The organism is Micromonospora sp. NPDC051925 (assembly GCF_044548625.1).
In the GTDB taxonomy this organism is placed as follows: domain Bacteria; phylum Actinomycetota; class Actinomycetes; order Mycobacteriales; family Micromonosporaceae; genus Micromonospora.
On the sequence record NZ_JBIUCH010000008.1, the window covers coordinates 162,469 to 181,370 of the forward strand.

The following is an 18,902-nucleotide window of genomic DNA, read 5'->3' on the forward strand; positions in this document are numbered from 1 at the left end:
GGCGCGGCTGCCGTCCGTCCCGCCGGAGGCACGGTTCGGGTCAGGACGTCATCGTGGCGAAGACGATCACGTTGTCCTGGTAGCTGCCGGCGCCCTGGTCGAACTGGCCGCCGCAGGTCACCACCCGGAGTCCGGGGCGGTCGTTCGGGCCGTACACCAGCTCGGTGGGGAACTCCTCCTTCGGGTACGCCCGCACCTCGTCGACGGTGAAGGTGGCGGTGCCCCCGTCGGCCCGGGACACCGTGATGAGGTCGCCGGGCAGGAGCGAGCCGAGCTGGAAGAAGACCGCCGGACCGAGCTCCGCCGAGTCGACGTGCCCGACGATCACCGCGTTGCCGGTCTCGCCGGGGCTGGTGCCCGGCTCGTACCAGCCGGCGCGCTGGGCCTGGTCCAGCGGGGGCACCTGGACCGTGCCGTCCTGGTTGGTGCCCAGCGGCATGATCTCCGCGTCGACCCCGATCTTCGGGATGGTGATGGTGGTGGGGGCGGACCGGGGCAGAGGGTCGGGGCCCGGCGGCACGCTGGCGTCGGCGGGGACCTCCGCGTCCGGGTCGTCGACCGCTTCGGCGTCCTCGGCGGGGGTGCTCGCCGGGGCGGTCTGCGGCGCGGCCTGGGCCGCCGGCTGCGGTGGACGGGGCGGGGGCGTGGTGCGGATCGACGCGCCGATCATGCCGGAGCCGGCCATGGCGAGGAGGACGACGACGGCCGCGCCGGCGGCACGCCACGGTTTCCCGTGACGGCCGCCGGCCCGTGTCGCCGTCGAGTCAGCCGAGCTCATTGGCCCGACGCCGCCGCATCAGCACGATGCCGCCGAGGGCAGCCGCGCCGATCATGCCCGCACCACCGGCGGCCATGCTCCGGTCGGCACCGGTGCTGCTCTTCCCACCGTCACCGCCGTCGACGTGTCCCTTCGGCAGGACGACCAGTTCGCCCTCGCCGCACGAGCCCTTCAGCTCGTACCGGCCCGGACGGGCATGCTCGGAGATCTCGGCCTCGCCGTAGTAGACGAAGTGCTTCTTGTGCTCCCAGTCGCCCTTGTCCTTGCCGTACTCGGACTCCTCGTCCTCGCCGTACTCCTTGTCCTTGCCGTAGCCGTGCTCCTCGTCCTGGCTGTACTCGTCGTGGTCCAGCCACTCCTCGTGGCTGTACTCCTCGCCGTAGCCGGACTCCTCGCCGTAGCTCGGCTTGCCGTGCTCGTCGTCCTTCTTGCCGTCCTTCTCGTCCTTCTTGCCGTGCTCGTCCTTGCCGTGCTCGTCGGTCTTCTCGTCCTTCTTGCCGTGCTCGTCGGTCTTCTCGTCCTTCTTGCCGTCTTCCTTGCCGTGCTCGTCGCGGCCCTCTTCGCCGTGACCCTCCTTGCCCTTGTCGCCGTGGTCCGGTCCCTGGTCGGCGGCCATGAAGCCGCCGCCCTGGCCGCCCGCCGGAGGCTGCCCACCGTCGACGGGGGGCTGTCCACCGTCGGCCGGGGGCTGTCCACCGTCGCCCGGGGGCTGCGGCTGGGGGCCGTTGTCGTCCGGGCCCTTGCCGTGGTCCTCGCCCTTGCCGTGGTCCTCGCCCTTGCCCTCTTCGCCCTTGCCGTGCTCTTCGCCCTTGCCGTGTTCCTCGCCCTTGTCTTCCTTGTCCTTCCAGTCGCCGTGGTCCTTGTCCCGGCCCTCAGCGGGCTCGAGCTTGACCTTGCCGGTGACCTTGGACCAGACGAAGGCGTGTTCCTGCGGCTCCGGGCAGATTTCGAGGAGCTTGACCTTCTCGCCGGGCTTGACGACGTGTGGCTTGGCGAAGACCTTGCCGTCCCGGCTCTCGCCGTCGTGGTGACCGTCCGCGAACGCGATCCCCGGCGTGAACACAAGAAGGGACGCGCCACCCAGAGCGGCACCCGCGACAACCTTCCCGAGCATCTTGTTAGCCATGACCTGCGTCACTCCATCCCCTGTTGTCCTGAGCCCGACGACAGTCGAGCTATGACCGACGTTAGACGGTTTCATGACTTATTCGGGGAAAGATTCGTGTTTTCGGCTTTACCGATGATCAGGGCCTTAAAGGGCTAAGGCCGGTTGTGTCGGGCTTGTCGCCTCGGCGGGTGGTTGCTGTTCACCCGGCCGGGCTGCGCGGGGATACGCTCGTCGGGGTCGGAGTCCCCCCGTGGGCGTTGCCGCCAGGTTGCCGCGAAGTATCGAGCCATTGCCATGGAAGCGCTCCCATGCAAGAATCGCTTCACGCGGTTCGGGGAGCCACACCGCGCACGGCAGATGTCGAGGGCAACCGGTGCACCGGACGACGTCGCCGCCGACCGGTCCCACGGGCCCGGTGAAGCTCACCACCACCACGCCCGTCCCTCGTGGTCGGGCACCCCCCCGAGATGTCCCGTTGGCGCCGGGGTCGTCCGTACCCCAGGACGCTCACGCGCCACTTGCCGGTCCCCACGCGGTGCCGGTCTCGCCCAAGGAGTGCAAAAGGCATGAATCTGTGGAGAAGTCTGTCCGCCCGACGCCGGGCGTTCGCCCTCACCGGGGCGAGCGTGCTGGTCGCGGGCGGGCTGGTGACCATCCCGGTCACCGCGGCGCAGGCCGCGACCCAGTGCAGCGTCGACTACACCACCAACGACTGGTCCGGTGGCTTCACCGCGAGCGTCACCATCAAGAACCTCGGTGACCCGGTCAGCTCGTGGAACCTCGGCTTCACCTTCCCCAACAGCAGCCAGCGGGTGACGCAGGGCTGGTCGGCCAAGTGGTCGCAGAGCGGCCAGAACGTGACCGCCACCAACGAGTCCTACAACGGCTCGCTCGGCACTGGGGCCAGCGCCACCCTCGGCTTCAACGGCTCGTGGAGCGGCAGCAACCCGAAGCCGACCTCGTTCACCCTGAACGGTGTGGTCTGCAACGGTGGCACCACGCCCACCACGCCGCCGCCCACCACCACGCCGCCCACCACCACGCCGCCCACCACGACGCCCCCCACCACGACGCCCCCCACCACGACGCCCCCCACCACGACGCCGCCGACCACCCCGCCGGGGCAGAAGGTGGACAACCCGTACGCCGGGGCCAAGGGCTACGTGAACCCGGAGTGGAAGGCCAAGGCGGACGCCGAGGCGGGTGGCAGCCGGGTCTCCAACAACCCGACCGCCGTGTGGCTGGACCGGATCGCCGCGATCAACGGCACCTCCGACAGCAGCTCCAACGGCGCGATGGGCGTGAAGGACCACCTGGACGCCGCGCTCGCCCAGGGTGCCAACTACATCCAGTTCGTGATCTACAACCTGCCCGGCCGGGACTGCGCGGCGCTCGCCTCCAACGGTGAGCTCGCCGCCGACGAGCTGCCGAGGTACAAGTCGGAGTACATCGACCCGATCGCTGCGATCCAGTCGAACTCCAAGTACGCCAGCCTGCGGATCGTCAACATCATCGAGATCGACTCGCTGCCGAACCTGATCACCAACACCTCGGGCAACGCGGGCGGCACCGCCGCGTGCGACGTGGTGAAGGCCAACGGCGCGTACGTCAACGGTGTGGGCTACGCCCTGGCCAAGCTCGGCGCGATCGGCAACGTCTACAACTACATCGACGCCGGCCACCACGGCTGGCTGGGCTGGGACACCAACTTCGGCCCGACCGCCGAGATCCTGAAGACCGCCGCCACCTCGTCCGGCAGCAACGTGAACTACGTGCACGGCTTCATCGTCAACACGGCGAACTACTCCGCGCTGAAGGAGCCGTACGTCAAGATCACCGACTCGGTGAACGGCCAGTCCGTCCGCCAGTCCAAGTGGATCGACTGGAACCAGTACGTCGACGAGCTGTCGTTCGCCCAGGCGTTCCGTACCAAGCTGGTCTCGGTCGGCTTCAACAGCAACATCGGCATGCTGATCGACACCTCCCGCAACGGCTGGGGCGGCACCGCCCGGCCCACCGGCCCGGGTGCGTCGACCAGCGTCGACACCTACGTCAACGGTGGCCGCATCGACCGCCGCATCCACGCCGGCAACTGGTGCAACCAGTCCGGTGCGGGCCTCGGCGAGCGGCCGAAGGCCAACCCCGAGCCGGGCATCGACGCCTACGTCTGGGTGAAGCCCCCGGGTGAGTCGGACGGCTCCAGCTCCCTCATCCCGAACGACGAGGGCAAGGGCTTCGACCGGATGTGCGACCCGACCTACACCGGCAACGCCCGCAACGGCAACAGCATGACCGGCGCCCTGCCCAACGCCCCGATCTCCGGCGCGTGGTTCTCCGCGCAGTTCCAGGAGCTCATGAAGAACGCCTACCCGGCGCTCTGACGACCTGCCCGCCGCGGCTGGAGTGAGGCACTGACGCGGTAGGGCGCACCCGGGCCCCCGGTCCGACCGAGAGGTCGGACCGGGGGCCCACCCGTGGCTGAGGTTCCGTGGTTGAGGTTCCGTGGCTCAGGGAACGGTGCGCTCCACCGCGGCCCGGCCCAGCTCGGCCAGGTCCCGCCGGGCCCGCTCCAGGTTCTCCGGCGTCAGGTCCTGCCCACGCGCCATGACCAGGTCCTCCGGCTCCCAGGGCTGCTCGGCCCCGGTACGGATGTTGTCCCCACCGGCTCCGGTGCCGGTCCCGGTGGCCCCGGTGCCGGCGGCGTACGGGTCACCGATCAGGTCCCCGGTCGGAGTGTCGGCCGGCCGGTCGCCCGGCTCGATGAACGACGGGTTGCCCGGGTCGGTGCCACCGGCGCGGGCCAGCTGCGGCACGGTGGAGTCGTCGTCCACCGCGGCGGCCACCTCCGGGCGCTCCTCCAACGGTCGGTTCGGGTCACGATCGGTCATGGTGCCGCCCTCCTGTCCCAGACGCGTTCCCGCGTCCCGGGTACCCCGTCCGGGCGGGCCCATGCCATGAGCGGATCAGACCTCCCGGGCCTCCTCGGTGGTGGGCGGCACCAGCGGGCGCAGCCACTGCCAGGCCAGCATCAGCAGCCCGAAGAGCAGCATCGCCAGCCCGGCCCAGAGGTTGATCCGGACGCCCTGGGCCTTGTCGATCTCGGCGGCCGAGTCGAAGAGGCCGATCAACCCGACGATCACCCCGTACACGACGAACAGCCCACCGATCACCCGGCGGATGTCGAACAGCCGGGCGGCGGCGGACCGCTTCCGTTCGTTCTCGGTCTCCTCGATCCGCGGGTCGTGCGCCCGCTTGCTGTGCTGGTCCATGTCCTGCGCCTCCCTCTCTCGACGGACCGGGCTCAGAAGACCGGGATGTAGAAGAGCACGGCCAGCGCCAGGGCGATGGCGCCGAGCAGCACCGGGGACCGCCACCAGATCTGGTCCCCGGCGAGCACGTCGCCCTTCAGGTCGATCCCGCCCATGCCGTAGACCAGACCCTCCAGCTCCTCGGCCCGCTTGGGGCGGGTCAGCGGGGTGACCACCACCGCCACCACGGCGACCGTGACGAACGCGATGCCCGCGCCCCAGAAGCTCTCCTCCAGGTCGGAGTTGAAGTGCACCGCGCCGGCCTTGTAGAGCAGGTACGTCGCCAGCGCGGCCAGGGTGCCCGCCAGCAGCGACCAGAAACCGGCCAGCGCGCTCATCCGCTTCCAGAACATGCCGATGATGAAGGTCGCGAAGAGCGGGGCGTTGAAGAGGGAGAAGAGCGCCTGGATGTAGTTCATGATGTTGCTGAACCCGGCGGCGATGAACGCGGTGCCGATGCCGACCACCACACCGGCCACGGTCGCGATCCGACCGATCCGGAGGTAGTACTCGTCGGAGCGGTCCCTGCGGACGTACGCCTGCCAGATGTCGTAGGTGAACACGGTGTTGAAGCCGCTGACGTTGGCCGCCATGCCGGCCATGAACGAGGCGACCAGACCGGTGACCGCGACCCCGAGCACCCCGTTGGGCAGCAGGTCGCGCATCAGCAGCGGGATCGCGTTGTTGTAGACCAGGTCCCCGGACCCGGCGCCCAGTCCCTGCACGGTGACCAGCGCGATCAGGCCGGGGATCACGGTGACGGCCGGGATGACCAGCTTCGGGTACGCGGCGATGATCGGCGTACGCCGGGCGGCGCTCATGTTCTTCGCCGACAGCGCCCGCTGCACCTCGGCGAAGTTGGTGGTCCAGTAACCGAAGGAGAGCACGAAACCGAGCCCGAACACGATGCCCAGCCAGTGCGCGCCGAGCGGATTGTCGGTGCTGCCGGTGCCCTGCCAGGCGTGCAGCCCGGCCTCGCCCAGCTTGGAGCCGCGGACCGAATCCATCAGACCGGACCAACCGCCGACCTTGACCAGGCCGATCACGGTGATCGGCACCAGACCGGCCACGATGACGAAGAACTGGAGCACCTCGTTGTAGATGGCGCCGGTGAGCCCGCCGATGGTGATGTACGCCAGCACGATCGCCGCGCCGATGACGATCGCCAGCCAGAGCGGCCAGCCCAGCAGCGCCTGCATGATCAGCGCCAGCGCGTACAGGTTGACCCCGGCGATCAGTACCTGGGCCACCGCGAAGCTGATCGCGTTCAGCAGGTGGGTCGGACGGTTGAACCGCAGCCGTAGGTACTCGGGGACGCTGCGGACCCGGGAGCCGTAGTAGAAGGGCATCATCACGATGCCCAGGAAGATCATCGCCGGCACGGCGCCGATCCAGTAGTAGTGGACCGTCATCACGCCGTACTGCGCCCCGTTGGCGGCCATCCCGATGATCTCCAGGGCGCCCAGGTTGGCCGAGACGAAGGCCAGGCCGGTCACCCAGGCGGGCAGCGAACGCCCGGAGAGGAAGAAGTCGACGCTGGTGCGGATCGCCCGACGGGCGGCGAAGCCGACGCCCAGCACGGTGACGAAGTAGAGCGCGAGGATCCCGTAGTCCAGCACGTTCATGTTCAGCCTGAGCCCGGCACCGTCCATCGCCCGCCACCCTTTCGCCACACGTCCGCACTCGCCGGCGCGCTATTACCCCTCGTGCGGGATTTCATGCCGTCCGTCCGAGTCGACCTGAGGGTGACTCGACGACGCCCCGGCCGGGAGTGGCTCCGACCGAGGCGTCGAATGGTCCGACGATGGTCGTCGGGTCTGGTTCAGGGACGGTTGGTGGCCTGGTCAGGCGCGGTCGGTGGCCTCGTGCGGCGGCCGGTGACCCGGTGCGGCGCTGCCCGGTGCGCGGTGACCGGGGCGCGGTGACCGGGGCGCGGGCCGGCGGGATCAGCGGCCCAGCACCCGGTCCAGGAAGTCCCGGTACTGGCGGACCGCCACCCGGAGCTGCTCGGTGTCGGCCTCACCGGCCCCCTGCCAGCCACCCAACTTCTCCTTCTGCGCGGCGAGCGCCTCGGACAGGGCCCGGATCGCCTCCTCGACGAGCGACTGCGCCTCGTCGACGGCGGCCCGGGGATCGTCGACGAACCGAAGTTGGACGTCGCGCCACCGGTCCCGGAAGCCCTGCGCGGCGTCCGCCTCGAACAGGGTGGCGGCGTCGCTGGGCACGTTCCCGGCGGCCGGCTGGCCGGCTTCCGCCGCGGCCACCGCACCGGCCGCGCCGCCGTCGACTGTCGCCGTCGACCCTGCGCCGCCGGCCGCCCCGTCCGGGTCGACCATGGTCGGGGTGGCGCTGCCGTAACCGGCGGTGTCGGTGTCCGGGTCGGTGGCACCGGTCGACCACCGGTCCCGGTCGTGGAGCCGGTCCGCCGCGGTCGGGTCGGCCCGCTCGTCGTCGAACGGCCCGGTCCGCCCCGGCGCGCCGTCACCGGGCACCGCGGTGTCCTCGTCCCGCGCGTCCCGCTCGTCCTGCGGTCGCCCGCCAGCCAGGGCCGACGCGGCGACCGCGTCGCCCACGCTGGTCGCCCCGAAGGCGGTCGGCAGAGGGGCCGGCTCGTGGAACTCCGGCCGGCGGTCGCCGTCCGGTTCGGCCACCCCGTTCCGATCGTCCGCACCGTTCCGGTCGGCGTCGTCGAGTGGGTACGGGCGGGTGCTGTCCGGGTCGGCGGCCCTCGGGTCGTCGAAGGTGCCGCGGTCGTCGAGGGCGTCCTCAGGTGTCCCCGCGTGCCGGTCCCGGTCGTGCCGGCCGGCGGCGTCCGTGTCGGTGTCCACCGCGTCCGGGGGCGGCACCGCCACCGGGGTGGACCGGACGACCTCCGGGTGGTCGTTGTTGAGCTGTTGCTGGTCCTGGCGCATGGCGGTGTTCTCCTCAGCGGGTGGTGGCGTCCTGCGGGCTGTCCGGGTGCTGCTGCTCCATGGGGCGGTGCCCGACCGGTTCCGCACCGAGCAGGTCGGCGAAGAGGGCCCGGTAGTGGACGACGGCCTGGCGGAGGTCCTCGGTGCCGGCCTCGCCCCGCTCGTTGCGCAGCCGGATCTCGTGCGCCTCCCGGTAGTGGGTCAGGGTGCGGGCGTGCTCCACGGAAAGGTGGGCGACCTGCTCGGTGAACTCCCCGGTCGGGTAGCCACGGTCGGCGATCAGCTGGCTGACCAGTTCGTCGGCCTCGCCGACGGTCTCGGCCGGTGCGTCGACGAAGCGGACCTGGAGTTCCTCCCAGGCGGCGGTGTAGCGGGCCCGGTCCTGCGGGCTGAGCGGGGTGAGTGTCAACTCCGCGTGGCGGCGCTCCCGCTCGCGTAGTTCCCGCTCGGCGGCGCCGCGGCTGTCCTGCTCCGCGACCACCCGGTCGTACTCCGGCCCGAACCGGGACCTGAGGGCACGCCGACGGTTGGCCACCACGGCCACGGCGACCAGCGCCGCCACCACCAGTACGGCGAGAACCAGTAGGACTATCTGCGTGGGCGACATGGCTCCTCCTTCGCCCTGCGGTATTCCCTCCCCGCACCGACCGCCAATCCCGATCCGGCGATTTTCCTCCGTCGCTGCCGGATCGGATCGTGACGAACTGGTCACGGCACACCCTCCGGGGACGACCGGGGGCGTGGGAGACCATCATGTTTCGCGCCGGTCCCGACGACGGCCGCCGGTTTGCCGTGGGGCTCGCGGCCGTGGTCGATGCCTGATCAACCCGGCTGCGACCCGATACTCCACCGCTCCGGCGGGGGCCGTCGTCGAACCCGGCGCCGACGACGCAGCGGTGACGCCGGAAGACGCACGGTAGTGCTGAGCGTCAGGATTACGTATCCTGCCCAAGGTGCCGTGCCGGTGCCCGGCACCGATGCCGGAACCGCCCGGCCGGTGCCGGCGCCACCGCTGACACTCCCGCCCGGGCGAGGACTCATGGACACCCGCGACTGGCCGATCCGCGCCAAGCTGACCGCCCTGGTCGTCACCCCGGTGGCCGCCCTGCTGGCGCTCTGGATCTTTGCCACCACGCTGACCTTCGGGCCGGCTCTCAACCTGCTCGCCGCCAGGACCCTGCTGTCGGACTTCGGACGACCCGGCGAACGGGTGGTGGCCGAGCTGCAACGCGAGCGCCGGGCCTCGGTGGTCCAACTGGCCGGCACCGACACCCTGCCCGCCCTCGGCGAGCAGCGGCGACGCACCGACGAGGCGGTCGCCGAACTGCGTCGGATGATGGACGGGGAGCAGCTGCGGGACGCCGCCGGCGACCTGCTCGACGCCCGGCTCGACGCCCTCGGCGCCGCCCTGGAGGCGCTGCCGGCCGGTCGGGGGTTCATCGACCGCAGGCAGGTCGACCGGGCCGGCGCGATCGGGCTCTACAGCGGCATGATCTCCTCGGCGTTCCAGGCGTTCGCCGCGACGGCGGCCCTGCCCGACGTCGAGCTGAACCGGCAGGCGCTCGCCCTGACCGCGGTCGGCCGCTCCCGCGAGCTGCTCGGCCAGACCGACGCGGTGCTGGCGGGCGCGTTCGTCACCGGCCGGTTCACCGAAGGCGAGCACCTGCGGCTGATCCAGACCATCGCCAACGAGCGGTTCGTCGCCGAGACGGCCGTGGCCGACCTGCCGGCCGCCGACCGGGCCGCCTACCAGCGGCTGGTCACGGGGGAGGCGTTCGTCCGGCTGCGCACCATGCAGGAGCAGCTGCTGACCGCCGGGCCGTCCGCCGCCCCGCCGGTCGACCCCCGGGACTGGCAGGCCAGTCAGGAGGCGGTCCAGCAGGAGCTACGCGACTTCGAGCTGAGTCAGGCCGACGGGCTCACCCAGCGTTCCGTGCCGGTCGCCGTCAAGATCCTGGTCCGGCTCGGTGCCGCCGGGGTGCTGGGACTCGTCGCGATCGTGGTGTCGTTGCTGGTCGCCGTCCGGGTCGGCCGGACGCTGGCCCGCCGGTTGACCGCGGTGCGCAGCGCCGCGCTGGAGCTGGCCGAGCACCGACTGCCCGACGTGGTGACCCGGTTGCGCCGGGGTGAGCAGGTCGACGTGGCCCGGGAGGCCCCGCCGTTGTCCTACGGCGCAGACGAGATCGGCGACGTCGGCCGGGCGTTCACCGAGGTCAGCCGGGTGGCGGTCCGGTCGGCGATCGACGAGGTGACGTTGCGGCGCGGGCTGAACGAGGTCTTCCTCAACCTCGCCCGGCGCAGCCAGGGGCTGGTGCACCGGCAGCTCGCCGTGCTCGACCGGATGGAGCGCCGCGCCGAGGACCCGGACGAGCTGGCCGAGCTGTTCCGCGTCGATCACCTGGCCACCCGGCTGCGCCGGCACGCCGAGGACCTGGTCATCCTGGCCGGGGCCGCGCCGGGGCGGGGCTGGCGGCAGCCGGTCGCGCTGCTGGACGTGCTGCGCGGCGCGATCTCCGAGGTCGAGGCGTACGACCGGGTGGACATCGGCCGGGTCGAGCCGGCCGGGCTGCTCGGCCGGGCGGTCGCCGACGTCATCCACCTGCTCGCCGAGCTGATCGAGAACGCCACCGCGTTCTCGCCACCCGAGCGTCGGGTCGAGGTGACCGGGGCGTCGTCGGCCGACGGTTACCTCGTCGAGATCAGCGACCACGGGCTCGGGATGTCCCCGCAGGCGATCGAGGACGCCAACCGACGGCTGGCCACTCCGCCGGAGTTCGATCCGGCCGACAGCGCCCGGCTCGGCCTGTTCGTGGTGTCCCGGCTGGCCGCCCGGCACGACGTCCGGGTCACCCTGCGTACCGGGACGCCGGTCGGGCTCATCGCGCTGGTGCGTATCCCCGCCGATTTGATCACCGAGGAACCGCCGATCGCCCCGCCGGCCCGTGATCGTCCGGCGACGTCGGTGACCCGGCTGACCACGCTGCCCCGGCCGCGTACCGCCCGGACCACCCGGGAACGGCCGGAGCAGACCGTGCTGCCGTTCGCCCCGGCCCGTACCTCGTCGGTGGAGGCCGCCGTCGACGGCGACGGCCTGCCCCGCCGGGTCCGCCGCCGGGGGCCGGTGGCCCACCCGCGCCCCCAAGCCGGTCCCGACGTGCCCACCGCACGCTCGCCCGAGGAGGTGCGGCGGCAGATGTCGGCCCTCCAGGCCGGCACCGCCCGGGGACGCCTGGAGAGCAGCGGCGTCCACCCGGTGTCGCCGGCCCGTTCCGATCCGGCCGTCGGCGACGGCACGGGGAAGCGGGTCGGCGTCGAACCATCCCCGTCGCCGGCCGGCCCGGCGACGCCCGATTCGACCGCGACTGAGAGGGACGCCTAGTGGTGCACACGACAAGGCAGGACGCCGACCTCGGCTGGTTGCTCGACGAACTGGTGGAGCGGGTGCCGGCGGCCCGACAGGCGGTGGTCCTCTCCGCCGACGGCCTGCTGCTCGGCGCCTCCGCCGGGCTGGAACGCTCCGACGCCGAACACCTCTGCGCGCTGGCCTCCGGCTTCTCCAGCCTGGCCAAGGGGGCCAGCCGGCAGTTGGCCGCCGGTGGCGTCCGACAGACCGTGGTGGAGATGGAGGAGGCGTACCTCTTCGTGACCGCCGCCGGGCAGGGTGCCTGCCTGGCCGTGGCCTGCGCGGCGGACGCGGACATCGGCCTGGTGGCGTACGAGATGGCGATGCTGGTCGTCCGGGTCGGCGAGAACCTGACCGCGCCGTCCAGGGCGGCGGCGGGGATCGCCGATGCGGGCTGAGCAGCCAGGTCCCCAGCACGAGTGGTTGGACGGCGCCGCCGGTCCGGTCGTCCGCCCGTACACCCTCACCGGTGGTCGGGTGCGGCCCGCCGTCGGCGGTTTCGACCTGGTGGCCTTCGTGCTGGCTGCGGCGGGCATCGACCCGTACGGCCAGCCGGGTCTCCAACCGGAGCACCGCCGGCTGGTGGAGTGCGCCCGGCACCCGGTGGCGGTCGTGGATCTCGCCGCCGACCTGGACCTCGCCCTCGGCGTGGTCCAGGTCCTCCTCGGTGACCTGCTCGCCCGTGGGCTGGTCACCGTGCACGAACCGCCGGCCGCCGCCGGCCTTCCCGACGACGACATTCTCAAGGCGGTGGTCAGTGGACTACGTGCGCTCTGATCGCGACTCATCGGCGGCCCGGCTGCCCCTGGCCCTCAAGATCCTCATTGCCGGCGGTTTCGGTGCCGGCAAGACGACGCTGGTGAGCGCGCTCAGTGAGGTCCGGCCGTTGCAGACCGAGGAGGTGCTGACCGACGCCGGCATCGGCACCGACGACCTCTCCGGGGTGGAGGGCAAGTCGACCACCACGGTGGCGATGGACTTCGGTCGGATCACCATCACCGACGATCTCCAGGTCTACCTGTTCGGCACCCCGGGTCAGGACCGGTTCTGGTTCCTCTGGGACGAGTTGGCCTTCGGCGCGCTCGGCGCGGTGGTGCTGGCCGACACCCGCCGACTGGCCGACTGCTTCCCGTCGATCGACTACTTCGAGCAGCGCGGCATTCCGTTCGTGGTCGGGGTCAACTGCTTCGAGGACACCCGCCGGTTCGGCACCGACGCGGTCCGGCAGGCGTTGGACATCGAGCCGGAGGTGCCCGTGGTGCTCTGTGACGCCCGGGACCGGCAGTCCGGCAAACTGGTGCTGATCTCGCTGGTCGAGCACGTGGCCCGGCAGCGCGGCGAACCGGTGCCGGTAGGCTGACCGACCCGGTTTCGTCGACCGGGCCCGGCTCGGTGTGTCGTCCGGGCCCGGCTCGGTGTGTCGGCCCGCCCCGGTCCGGTGCGCCGGCCCAGCCCGGCCCGGCCCGGCGGGGTGAGGAAGTCCGGGAAATCAGGGGTGACGGCCGGTGATTCCGGGAAGTCTGGAGATCGACGGCGGGATTCGGCGGAGGGTGGTTCGGTGACGGGCACGATCGTCCACATCGGCGGTTACACGGCGCAGACGGGTGGGCGCGGGGAGGGCATCGTCGCCGCCCGGCGTGATCCGGAGTCGGGGGAGCTGACCCCGCTCGGCACGGTCGCGGTGACCCCGGCACCGTCCTTCCTCGTGCGGCATCCCGTCCGGCCGGTGCTGTACGCGGTCAACGAGCTGTCCGAGGGGCAGGTGAGCGCCTTCGACGTCGACCCCGACGGCGGTCTGACCCCGCTGGGGGTGTGGTCGACCGGGGGTGCCGATCCGGCCCACCTGGCGGTCACCCCCGACGGTGGGCACCTCTTCGTCGCCAACTACGGCGGGGGCAGCGTCGCCGTCCTGCCGTTGGACGGGCGGGGGGTGCCGGGGGAGCGTACCGACCTGGTGGTCCACCAGGGGCACGGCCCGGACCCGGAGCGTCAGGAGCAGGCCCACTGTCACATGGTGTCGCCCGATCCCGGCGTCGGTCCGCTGCTCGCCGTGGACCTGGGCACCGACTCGGTCTACCGGTACGACCTGGACGCCGCCTCCGGCCGGTTGACGCCACGGGCGCCACGGGTGCGGACGGCCCCCGGCACCGGTCCCCGGCATCTGGCCCGGCACCCCGACGGACGGCGCTGCTGGCTCGCCGGCGAGCTGGACGCGACGGTGACCGCCTTCGAGGTGACCGCCGAGGGGGTGCTGCACCAGCGGGGCCGGGTGGACGCCAGCGCGCGGGCCGGCCACGTCCAGCCTTCGGAGATCGCCGTGGGACCGGACGGCCGGTTCCTCTACCTGGGCAATCGTGGGGTGGGCACGGTGGCGGTCTTCGCCCTCGACGGGGAGCTGCCCCGGCTGGTCGACGAGGTGGACACCGGTGGGGAGTGGCCCCGGCACTTCGCGCTGGCCGGGCGGCATCTCTACGTGGCCGACGAACGGGCCGACATGATTCGGGTGTTTTGGGTCGACCCTGACTCGGGCGTGCCGTCGCCGGTGGGCGAGCCGGTGCCGACCCCCAGCCCGACCTGCGTACTGCCCTGACATTCGTCTGTCCGATGTGGACCAGTGCCACGTCGCGGCACTATTCGCTTACGCAGAGTACGGAAATAGTGATCAACTGTTTCTCCTGCGTAACTTTCGTCCGAACGGTTATGGCAGAAAGCGAACGAGATGCGCAAGATGGTCAGCGTGTCTGGCCGCCATCGCATGCGTTCAACTATCCGTGGAGCAGGAGCCGCTGCGGCGGCGACCGCTCTCGTCGTCGTGGTCGCGGGCTCCTGGGTCGGCTACCAGCAGCTGGCCGGACCGTCATGCTCGGGTGGGATCCAACTCGGCGTGGCCGCGGCACCCGAGGTCGCGCCGGCCGTCGAGGCGGCGGCGGCCCAGTGGGTCGCGGACGGGGCAGCGGTCGGTGGCACCTGCATCAAGGTGAACGTCACCGCCTCCGAGCCGGTGGAGGTAGCCGCCGCGGTGGCCAGCAAGCACGGGGCCAGCCTCGCCGGGGTGGGCCAGGCGAGCGGCACTGCGGTCACCCCCGACGTCTGGATCCCGGACTCGTCGACCTGGCTGCTGCGCCTCAAGAGCGGCGGCGCCACCGCGTTCGCGCCGGGCAACGGCGCCTCGATCGCCCGCAGCCCGGTCGTGGTGGCCATGCCGCAGCCGGTCGCCACCACCAAGTTCGGCTGGCCGGACAAGAAGCTCACCTGGAACGACATGCTGCGCGCCGTGAGCAGCGACAAGCCGCTGCGCGCCGGCATCGTCGAGCCGACCCAGGACGCCGCCGGGCTCTCCGGCCTGCTCTCCCTCACCGCCGCCGCGAGCGGTAGCGGCGGCGACGCGCAGCAGGCGACCACGGCTGCCCTGCGGGCGCTGGCCACCGGCCGCTCCGCGCTGCGGCAGGACCTGCTGGCCCGGTTCCCGCGTTCCAACGATCCGACCTCCATCGCCAGCGCGCTCGGCGCCGCCGCGCTGTCCGAGGAAGACGTCATCGCGTACAACAACACCAAGCCGCCGATCCCGCTGGCCGCGCTCTACCTGGAGCCGTCGCCGATGCCGCTGGACTACCCGTACGCGGTGCTCCCCGGGATCGACGAGGCCAAGTCGTCGGCCGCGAAGGTGCTCTTCGAACTGCTCACCACGCAGAGCTTCAAAAATCGGCTGGCCGTCCAGTCGCTGCGCGCTCCGGACGGCAACTGGGGTGACGGCTTCAAGCCGCCACAGGGGGCGCCGAGCCCGTCCGGTGGCGGCACGGCCGTGCCCCCGGCGGGCGGGACCGCCGCGGGTGGCCTGGACCCGGTGGCCATAGACCGGGCGGTCTCCGGGTGGTCGATCGCCACCCAGTCGGGGCGGATGCTCTGCGTCATCGACGTCTCCGGCTCGATGAAGGCCCCGGTTCCGTCGGCCAACAACGCCAGCCGGGAGCAGGTGACCGTAGCGGCGGCCAGCCGGGGACTGAACCTCTTCGACGACTCCTGGTCGATCGGGCTGTGGACCTTCTCCACCGAGCTGGTCGGCTCGCGGGACTGGCGGGAGGTCGTGCCGATCAACCCGCTCTCCGGCAACCGGGGCAGGCTGGAGCAGGGGCTCGCCGGCATCCGCCCGTCCAGCGGCGACACCGGCCTGTACGACACCATGCTGGAGGCGTACAAGACCGTCCAGGACGGTTGGGAGCCCGGCCGGGTCAACTCGGTGGTGCTCTTCACCGACGGCAAGAACGAGGACAAGAACGGCATTTCCCAGGGCGCCCTGGTCAGCCGGCTCAAGCAGCTCAACGACCCGGAGCGTCCGGTGCAGGTGGTCATCATCGGCATCGGCAGCGAGGTCTCCAAGGCCGAACTCCAGTCGATCACCAATGTCACCGGTGGCGGCGCGTTCGTCACCGAGGACCCGTCCAAGATCGGTGACATCTTCCTGAAGGCCATCGCGTTGCGTCCGAACGCACCTCGCTGAGCCCTCGCGCAGTGTCGAGGAACCCGCCGCGCCGGGCGATCCGGTGCGGTGGTGCGGTTTCCGGTTTCGGCCGGGTGAACAAGACTGACGGTAATGCGTCCGAGGCGATCGGTGAGCATCATTGTGGGGCAGGATGTCGGGAGTGCTCCGGCGGCGGGATTCCACAGCGATGACCACCAGGCCCGGAGTCGACAAGTGTGATGTGGGGGAGGTTGGGTGACCTCGGCGACACTGTCCACGCCCGTCCGTACCCCGCCGTCGGCGCCCGGTGGCCGGTCGGCGGGTACCCGGTCCCAGACCAGCCAGCGGGGCTACGTACGAATGCTGGTGGTGCTGGACACCGCCGTGCTGTCGTCCGCGGTGCTCGCCGGCTACGCCACCCGCTTCGGCGACGCGGTGCCGCGCGGCTCCGAGATCCCGTACGTGGTGGTGGCCCCGGCCCTGGTGCTGGTCTGGCTGGTCTCGCTCAAGGCGCTGCGCTGTTACGACGACCGGGTGCTCGGCTACGGCGCGGACGAGTACCGGCGGGTCAGCGGGGCCAGCCTCCGACTGGCCGGCGGCATCGCGATCGCCGGTTACATCTTCGACGTCGGGGTCTCCCGGGGCTTCCTCGGCCTTTCCTTCGCCGTCGGCACGGTGGGGCTGGTGGTCACCCGGTTCGCCGCCCGCAAGGCGCTGCACCGGGCCCGCTGCCGGGGCGGCGGCTGGTCCCGTCGGGTCCTCGTCGTCGGGGACACCGCGCACGTGTTGGAGCTGGTGCACACCCTGCGTCGGGAGCCGTACGCCGGTTACCACGTGGTCGGCGCGTGCATCCCCGACGCGCTGCTCGCCCCGGTGCCGCAGCGGCTCAGCGACGTGCCGGTGGTGGGCTCCCTGCGGGGCATCCCGGAGGCGGCCACCGCGATCGGTGCGGACACCGTGGCGGTCACCGCGTCCGGCGAGCTGACCGCGACCCGGCTGCGCCGGCTGGGCTGGCAGTTGGAGGGCACCGGGATCGACCTGGTCGTCGCCCCCGCGCTCACCGACGTGGCCGGCCCGCGGATCCACACCCGGCCGGTGGCCGGCCTGCCGCTGATCCACGTCGAGGCACCCGAGTTCCGGGGCGCCCGCAAGGTGGTCAAGGAGTTCGTCGACCGGTCCGCCGCCGCGGTGGCACTGGCGCTGCTGCTGCCGCTGGTGGCGCTGATCGCGCTGGCCGTCAAGCTGGACAGCCGGGGCCCGGTGCTGTTCCGGCAGACCCGGGTCGGGCAGGGTGGCCGGGAGTTCGGGGTGTTGAAGTTCCGCACCATGGTGGTCAACGCCGACGCGCTCCTCGCCGAGCTGGCCGCCCGCAACGAGACCAACGGGCTGATGTTCAAGATGCGCGACGACCCGCGGGTCACCCGGATCGGGCGGCTGCTGCGCAAGTGGTCGTTGGACGAGTTGCCGCAGCTGGTCAACGTGCTGATGGGCCAGATGAGCCTGGTCGGCCCCCGCCCCCCGCTGCCCTCCGAGGTGGCCCGCTACGACGGCGACGTGGCCCGCCGCCTGCTGGTCAAGCCGGGCATGACCGGTCTCTGGCAGGTCAGTGGTCGGTCCGACCTGAGCTGGGAGGACGGCATCCGGCTGGATCTCTACTACGTGGAGAACTGGTCGCTCGCCGCAGACCTCACCATCCTGTGGAAGACCTTCGGCGCGGTGCTGCGGGGGCGGGGGGCCTACTGACCCCGGGCCCCCGGAACCCGGCCCTCGGCCCTGGACGCCGGCTGCGCAACCCGGCTCACGGCTGCGGGCCGGCCCAGTCGAGGCAGACGACCACGGCGTCGTCGACCAGGTCACCGGCGACGAAGGCACGCAGGTCGCCGATGAGCGAACGGACCGCCTCCAGCGGCGTCATCGGGCCGGTACGACGCAGGAAGCGGTCCAGCGCCGTCTCCCCGTACCGGACGTGCTCGCCGGTCGCGTCGATCACGCCGTCGCTGAGCACGAAGAGCCGATCGCCACGGCGTAGCTCGAAGCGCTGATGTTGGTAGTCGGTGTCCTCGAACATGCCCAGCGGGAACTGCTTGTCCAGCACCTGTTCGGTGACCTCGCCGTCGCGCAGCAGCACCAGCCGGGGCGACCCGGCGTCCACCGTCGTCAGTACGCCGGAGGCCAGGTCCAGCTCCATGACCAGGGCGGACAGGTGCAGCTCGCCCTGGTGCAGGGCGTAGATCGCCTGGTCGGCGAGGGCGACCTGGTCGGCGAGGTCGAGCCCGCCCCGACGCGCGTTGCGCAGCGCGTGGGTGGCCAGCGCGGTGAGTAACGAGGCGGCCACCCCCTCACCTGTCCCGTTGATGGTCGACAGCCACAGCCGGTCGCCGTCGTCGGACCAGTCGAAACTGTCCCCGCGCACGGCGTACGCCGGTTCGAGCTGGCCGGCGAGGCGGAACGAGGGCCGGTCCCGGCTGCGCCCCGGCAGCAGCTCCCACTGCATCTCTGCGGCCAGGGTGAGTCGTCGGGCCCGGCGGGAGGCCCGGTAGACGTCGGTGCCGGCGGTGACGGCGGCCAGCTCGTGCCCCAGGGCGGTGGCGAGGCGGGCCAACTCCTCGACGGTCGTCCGGTCGTCCGGCACCGGGGCCAACCGCAGCACCCCGCGTCGCTCACCCCGCATGCCGACCGGGAACCAGCCGACGCCGTCGGCGCGCAGCGGCTGCTGATGGTCGAAGCAGCGCCAGGCCGGGTGCCCGGGGCCGGTCAGCGGCTCCCCGCCACCCAGCGGCAGCAGCACCGACAGCCGGTAGTCGACCTGGAACAGCTCCACCTCGGTGATCCGATAGGCCCGCGCCAGCTCGGCGGCGAGCCGGTCCAGCAGCAGGTCCGCGGGCGCCTCGGTCAGCACCCGCCGGGCCCGGTCCTCGGGTCCGCTCATCAGCA

16 protein-coding genes are annotated in these 18,902 nt (G+C 71.9%); 8 read left to right on the forward strand and 8 right to left on the reverse strand.

The genetic code is table 11. From position 1 onward, the window contains the following. Window positions 1–40: 40 nt before the first annotated feature. Window positions 41–778: a class F sortase gene (locus tag ACIG87_RS13040; RefSeq protein ID WP_396850703.1), complete on the reverse strand. Its 738-nt coding sequence runs from the start codon at window positions 776–778 to the stop codon at window positions 41–43. Beyond that, a complete protein-coding gene (locus tag ACIG87_RS13045; RefSeq protein ID WP_396850704.1) occupies window positions 765–1,904 on the reverse strand; it encodes a hypothetical protein in 1,140 nt (379 codons plus the stop codon). The genes ACIG87_RS13040 and ACIG87_RS13045 overlap by 14 nt, the downstream gene beginning before the upstream one ends. 548 nt (window positions 1,905–2,452) lie before the next feature. On the opposite strand from ACIG87_RS13045, the gene ACIG87_RS13050 reads away from it, so the two are divergent. Continuing rightward, complete coding sequence (locus ACIG87_RS13050; RefSeq protein WP_396850705.1) at window positions 2,453–4,267, forward strand: glycoside hydrolase family 6 protein; 1,815 nt, start codon at window positions 2,453–2,455, stop codon at window positions 4,265–4,267. 126 nt (window positions 4,268–4,393) lie between these two features. Here ACIG87_RS13050 and ACIG87_RS13055 read toward each other — a convergent pair whose 3' ends face one another. The 5 genes from ACIG87_RS13055 to ACIG87_RS13075 form a co-directional block, all read right to left on the reverse strand. Continuing rightward, on the reverse strand, window positions 4,394–4,774 hold the full coding sequence (locus ACIG87_RS13055; protein ID WP_396850706.1) for a hypothetical protein: 381 nt from the start codon (window positions 4,772–4,774) through the stop codon (window positions 4,394–4,396). 75 nt (window positions 4,775–4,849) lie between these two features. Next, a complete protein-coding gene (locus ACIG87_RS13060; protein ID WP_396850707.1) occupies window positions 4,850–5,155 on the reverse strand; it encodes a hypothetical protein in 306 nt (101 codons plus the stop codon). A 32-nt stretch (window positions 5,156–5,187) separates the two neighbouring features. Then, window positions 5,188–6,846, reverse strand: coding sequence for a sodium:solute symporter family protein (locus ACIG87_RS13065; protein ID WP_396850708.1), 1,659 nt, complete (start codon window positions 6,844–6,846; stop codon window positions 5,188–5,190). Window positions 6,847–7,140: 294 nt separating this feature from the next. Further along, entirely contained in the window at window positions 7,141–8,106 is a 966-nt protein-coding gene (locus ACIG87_RS13070; protein WP_396850709.1) for a hypothetical protein, read from the reverse strand. Between the two features lie 13 nt (window positions 8,107–8,119). Then, entirely contained in the window at window positions 8,120–8,713 is a 594-nt protein-coding gene (locus ACIG87_RS13075; protein WP_396850710.1) for a hypothetical protein, read from the reverse strand. Window positions 8,714–9,145: 432 nt separating this feature from the next. Here ACIG87_RS13075 and ACIG87_RS13080 point away from each other — a divergent pair, with 432 nt between their 5' ends. The 7 genes from ACIG87_RS13080 (at window position 9,146) to ACIG87_RS13110 (ending at window position 17,711) form a co-directional block, all read left to right on the forward strand. After that, on the forward strand, window positions 9,146–11,485 hold the full coding sequence (locus ACIG87_RS13080; protein WP_396850711.1) for a nitrate- and nitrite sensing domain-containing protein: 2,340 nt from the start codon (window positions 9,146–9,148) through the stop codon (window positions 11,483–11,485). Continuing rightward, window positions 11,485–11,907, forward strand: coding sequence for a roadblock/LC7 domain-containing protein (locus tag ACIG87_RS13085; RefSeq protein ID WP_396850712.1), 423 nt, complete (start codon window positions 11,485–11,487; stop codon window positions 11,905–11,907). Before ACIG87_RS13080 ends, ACIG87_RS13085 begins: the two co-directional genes overlap by 1 nt. Then, on the forward strand, window positions 11,897–12,286 hold the full coding sequence (locus ACIG87_RS13090; RefSeq protein WP_396850713.1) for a DUF742 domain-containing protein: 390 nt from the start codon (window positions 11,897–11,899) through the stop codon (window positions 12,284–12,286). The genes ACIG87_RS13085 and ACIG87_RS13090 overlap by 11 nt, the downstream gene beginning before the upstream one ends. Next, window positions 12,267–12,869: a GTP-binding protein gene (locus ACIG87_RS13095; RefSeq protein ID WP_396850714.1), complete on the forward strand. Its 603-nt coding sequence runs from the start codon at window positions 12,267–12,269 to the stop codon at window positions 12,867–12,869. Before ACIG87_RS13090 ends, ACIG87_RS13095 begins: the two co-directional genes overlap by 20 nt. A 198-nt stretch (window positions 12,870–13,067) precedes the next feature. Next, window positions 13,068–14,099, forward strand: coding sequence for a lactonase family protein (locus ACIG87_RS13100; protein WP_396850715.1), 1,032 nt, complete (start codon window positions 13,068–13,070; stop codon window positions 14,097–14,099). Window positions 14,100–14,264: 165 nt separating this feature from the next. Continuing rightward, window positions 14,265–16,007 carry a VWA domain-containing protein gene (locus tag ACIG87_RS13105; RefSeq protein WP_396850716.1) on the forward strand — a complete coding sequence of 581 codons (1,743 nt, stop codon included), beginning with the start codon at window positions 14,265–14,267 and terminating at the stop codon, window positions 16,005–16,007. A gap of 216 nt (window positions 16,008–16,223) precedes the next feature. After that, window positions 16,224–17,711, forward strand: a complete 1,488-nt coding sequence (locus ACIG87_RS13110; protein ID WP_396850717.1) for a sugar transferase — start codon at window positions 16,224–16,226, stop codon at window positions 17,709–17,711. A gap of 55 nt (window positions 17,712–17,766) precedes the next feature. Here the strand turns inward: ACIG87_RS13110 and ACIG87_RS13115 are convergent, their stop codons facing one another. Then, window positions 17,767–18,897: a PP2C family protein-serine/threonine phosphatase gene (locus ACIG87_RS13115; protein ID WP_396850718.1), complete on the reverse strand. Its 1,131-nt coding sequence runs from the start codon at window positions 18,895–18,897 to the stop codon at window positions 17,767–17,769. Window positions 18,898–18,902 lie beyond the last annotated feature (5 nt).

Coding starts and splice junctions, on each gene's coding strand:
- ACIG87_RS13040 (WP_396850703.1), bottom strand. CDS start 778: ATGAGCTCGGCTGACTCGACGGCGACACGGGCCGGCGGCCGTCACGGG.
- ACIG87_RS13045 (WP_396850704.1), bottom strand. CDS start 1,904: ATGGCTAACAAGATGCTCGGGAAGGTTGTCGCGGGTGCCGCTCTGGGT.
- ACIG87_RS13050 (WP_396850705.1), top strand. CDS start 2,453: ATGAATCTGTGGAGAAGTCTGTCCGCCCGACGCCGGGCGTTCGCCCTC.
- ACIG87_RS13055 (WP_396850706.1), bottom strand. CDS start 4,774: ATGACCGATCGTGACCCGAACCGACCGTTGGAGGAGCGCCCGGAGGTG.
- ACIG87_RS13060 (WP_396850707.1), bottom strand. CDS start 5,155: ATGGACCAGCACAGCAAGCGGGCGCACGACCCGCGGATCGAGGAGACC.
- ACIG87_RS13065 (WP_396850708.1), bottom strand. CDS start 6,846: ATGGACGGTGCCGGGCTCAGGCTGAACATGAACGTGCTGGACTACGGG.
- ACIG87_RS13070 (WP_396850709.1), bottom strand. CDS start 8,106: ATGCGCCAGGACCAGCAACAGCTCAACAACGACCACCCGGAGGTCGTC.
- ACIG87_RS13075 (WP_396850710.1), bottom strand. CDS start 8,713: ATGTCGCCCACGCAGATAGTCCTACTGGTTCTCGCCGTACTGGTGGTG.
- ACIG87_RS13080 (WP_396850711.1), top strand. CDS start 9,146: ATGGACACCCGCGACTGGCCGATCCGCGCCAAGCTGACCGCCCTGGTC.
- ACIG87_RS13090 (WP_396850713.1), top strand. CDS start 11,897: ATGCGGGCTGAGCAGCCAGGTCCCCAGCACGAGTGGTTGGACGGCGCC.
- ACIG87_RS13105 (WP_396850716.1), top strand. CDS start 14,265: ATGCGTTCAACTATCCGTGGAGCAGGAGCCGCTGCGGCGGCGACCGCT.
- ACIG87_RS13115 (WP_396850718.1), bottom strand. CDS start 18,897: ATGAGCGGACCCGAGGACCGGGCCCGGCGGGTGCTGACCGAGGCGCCC.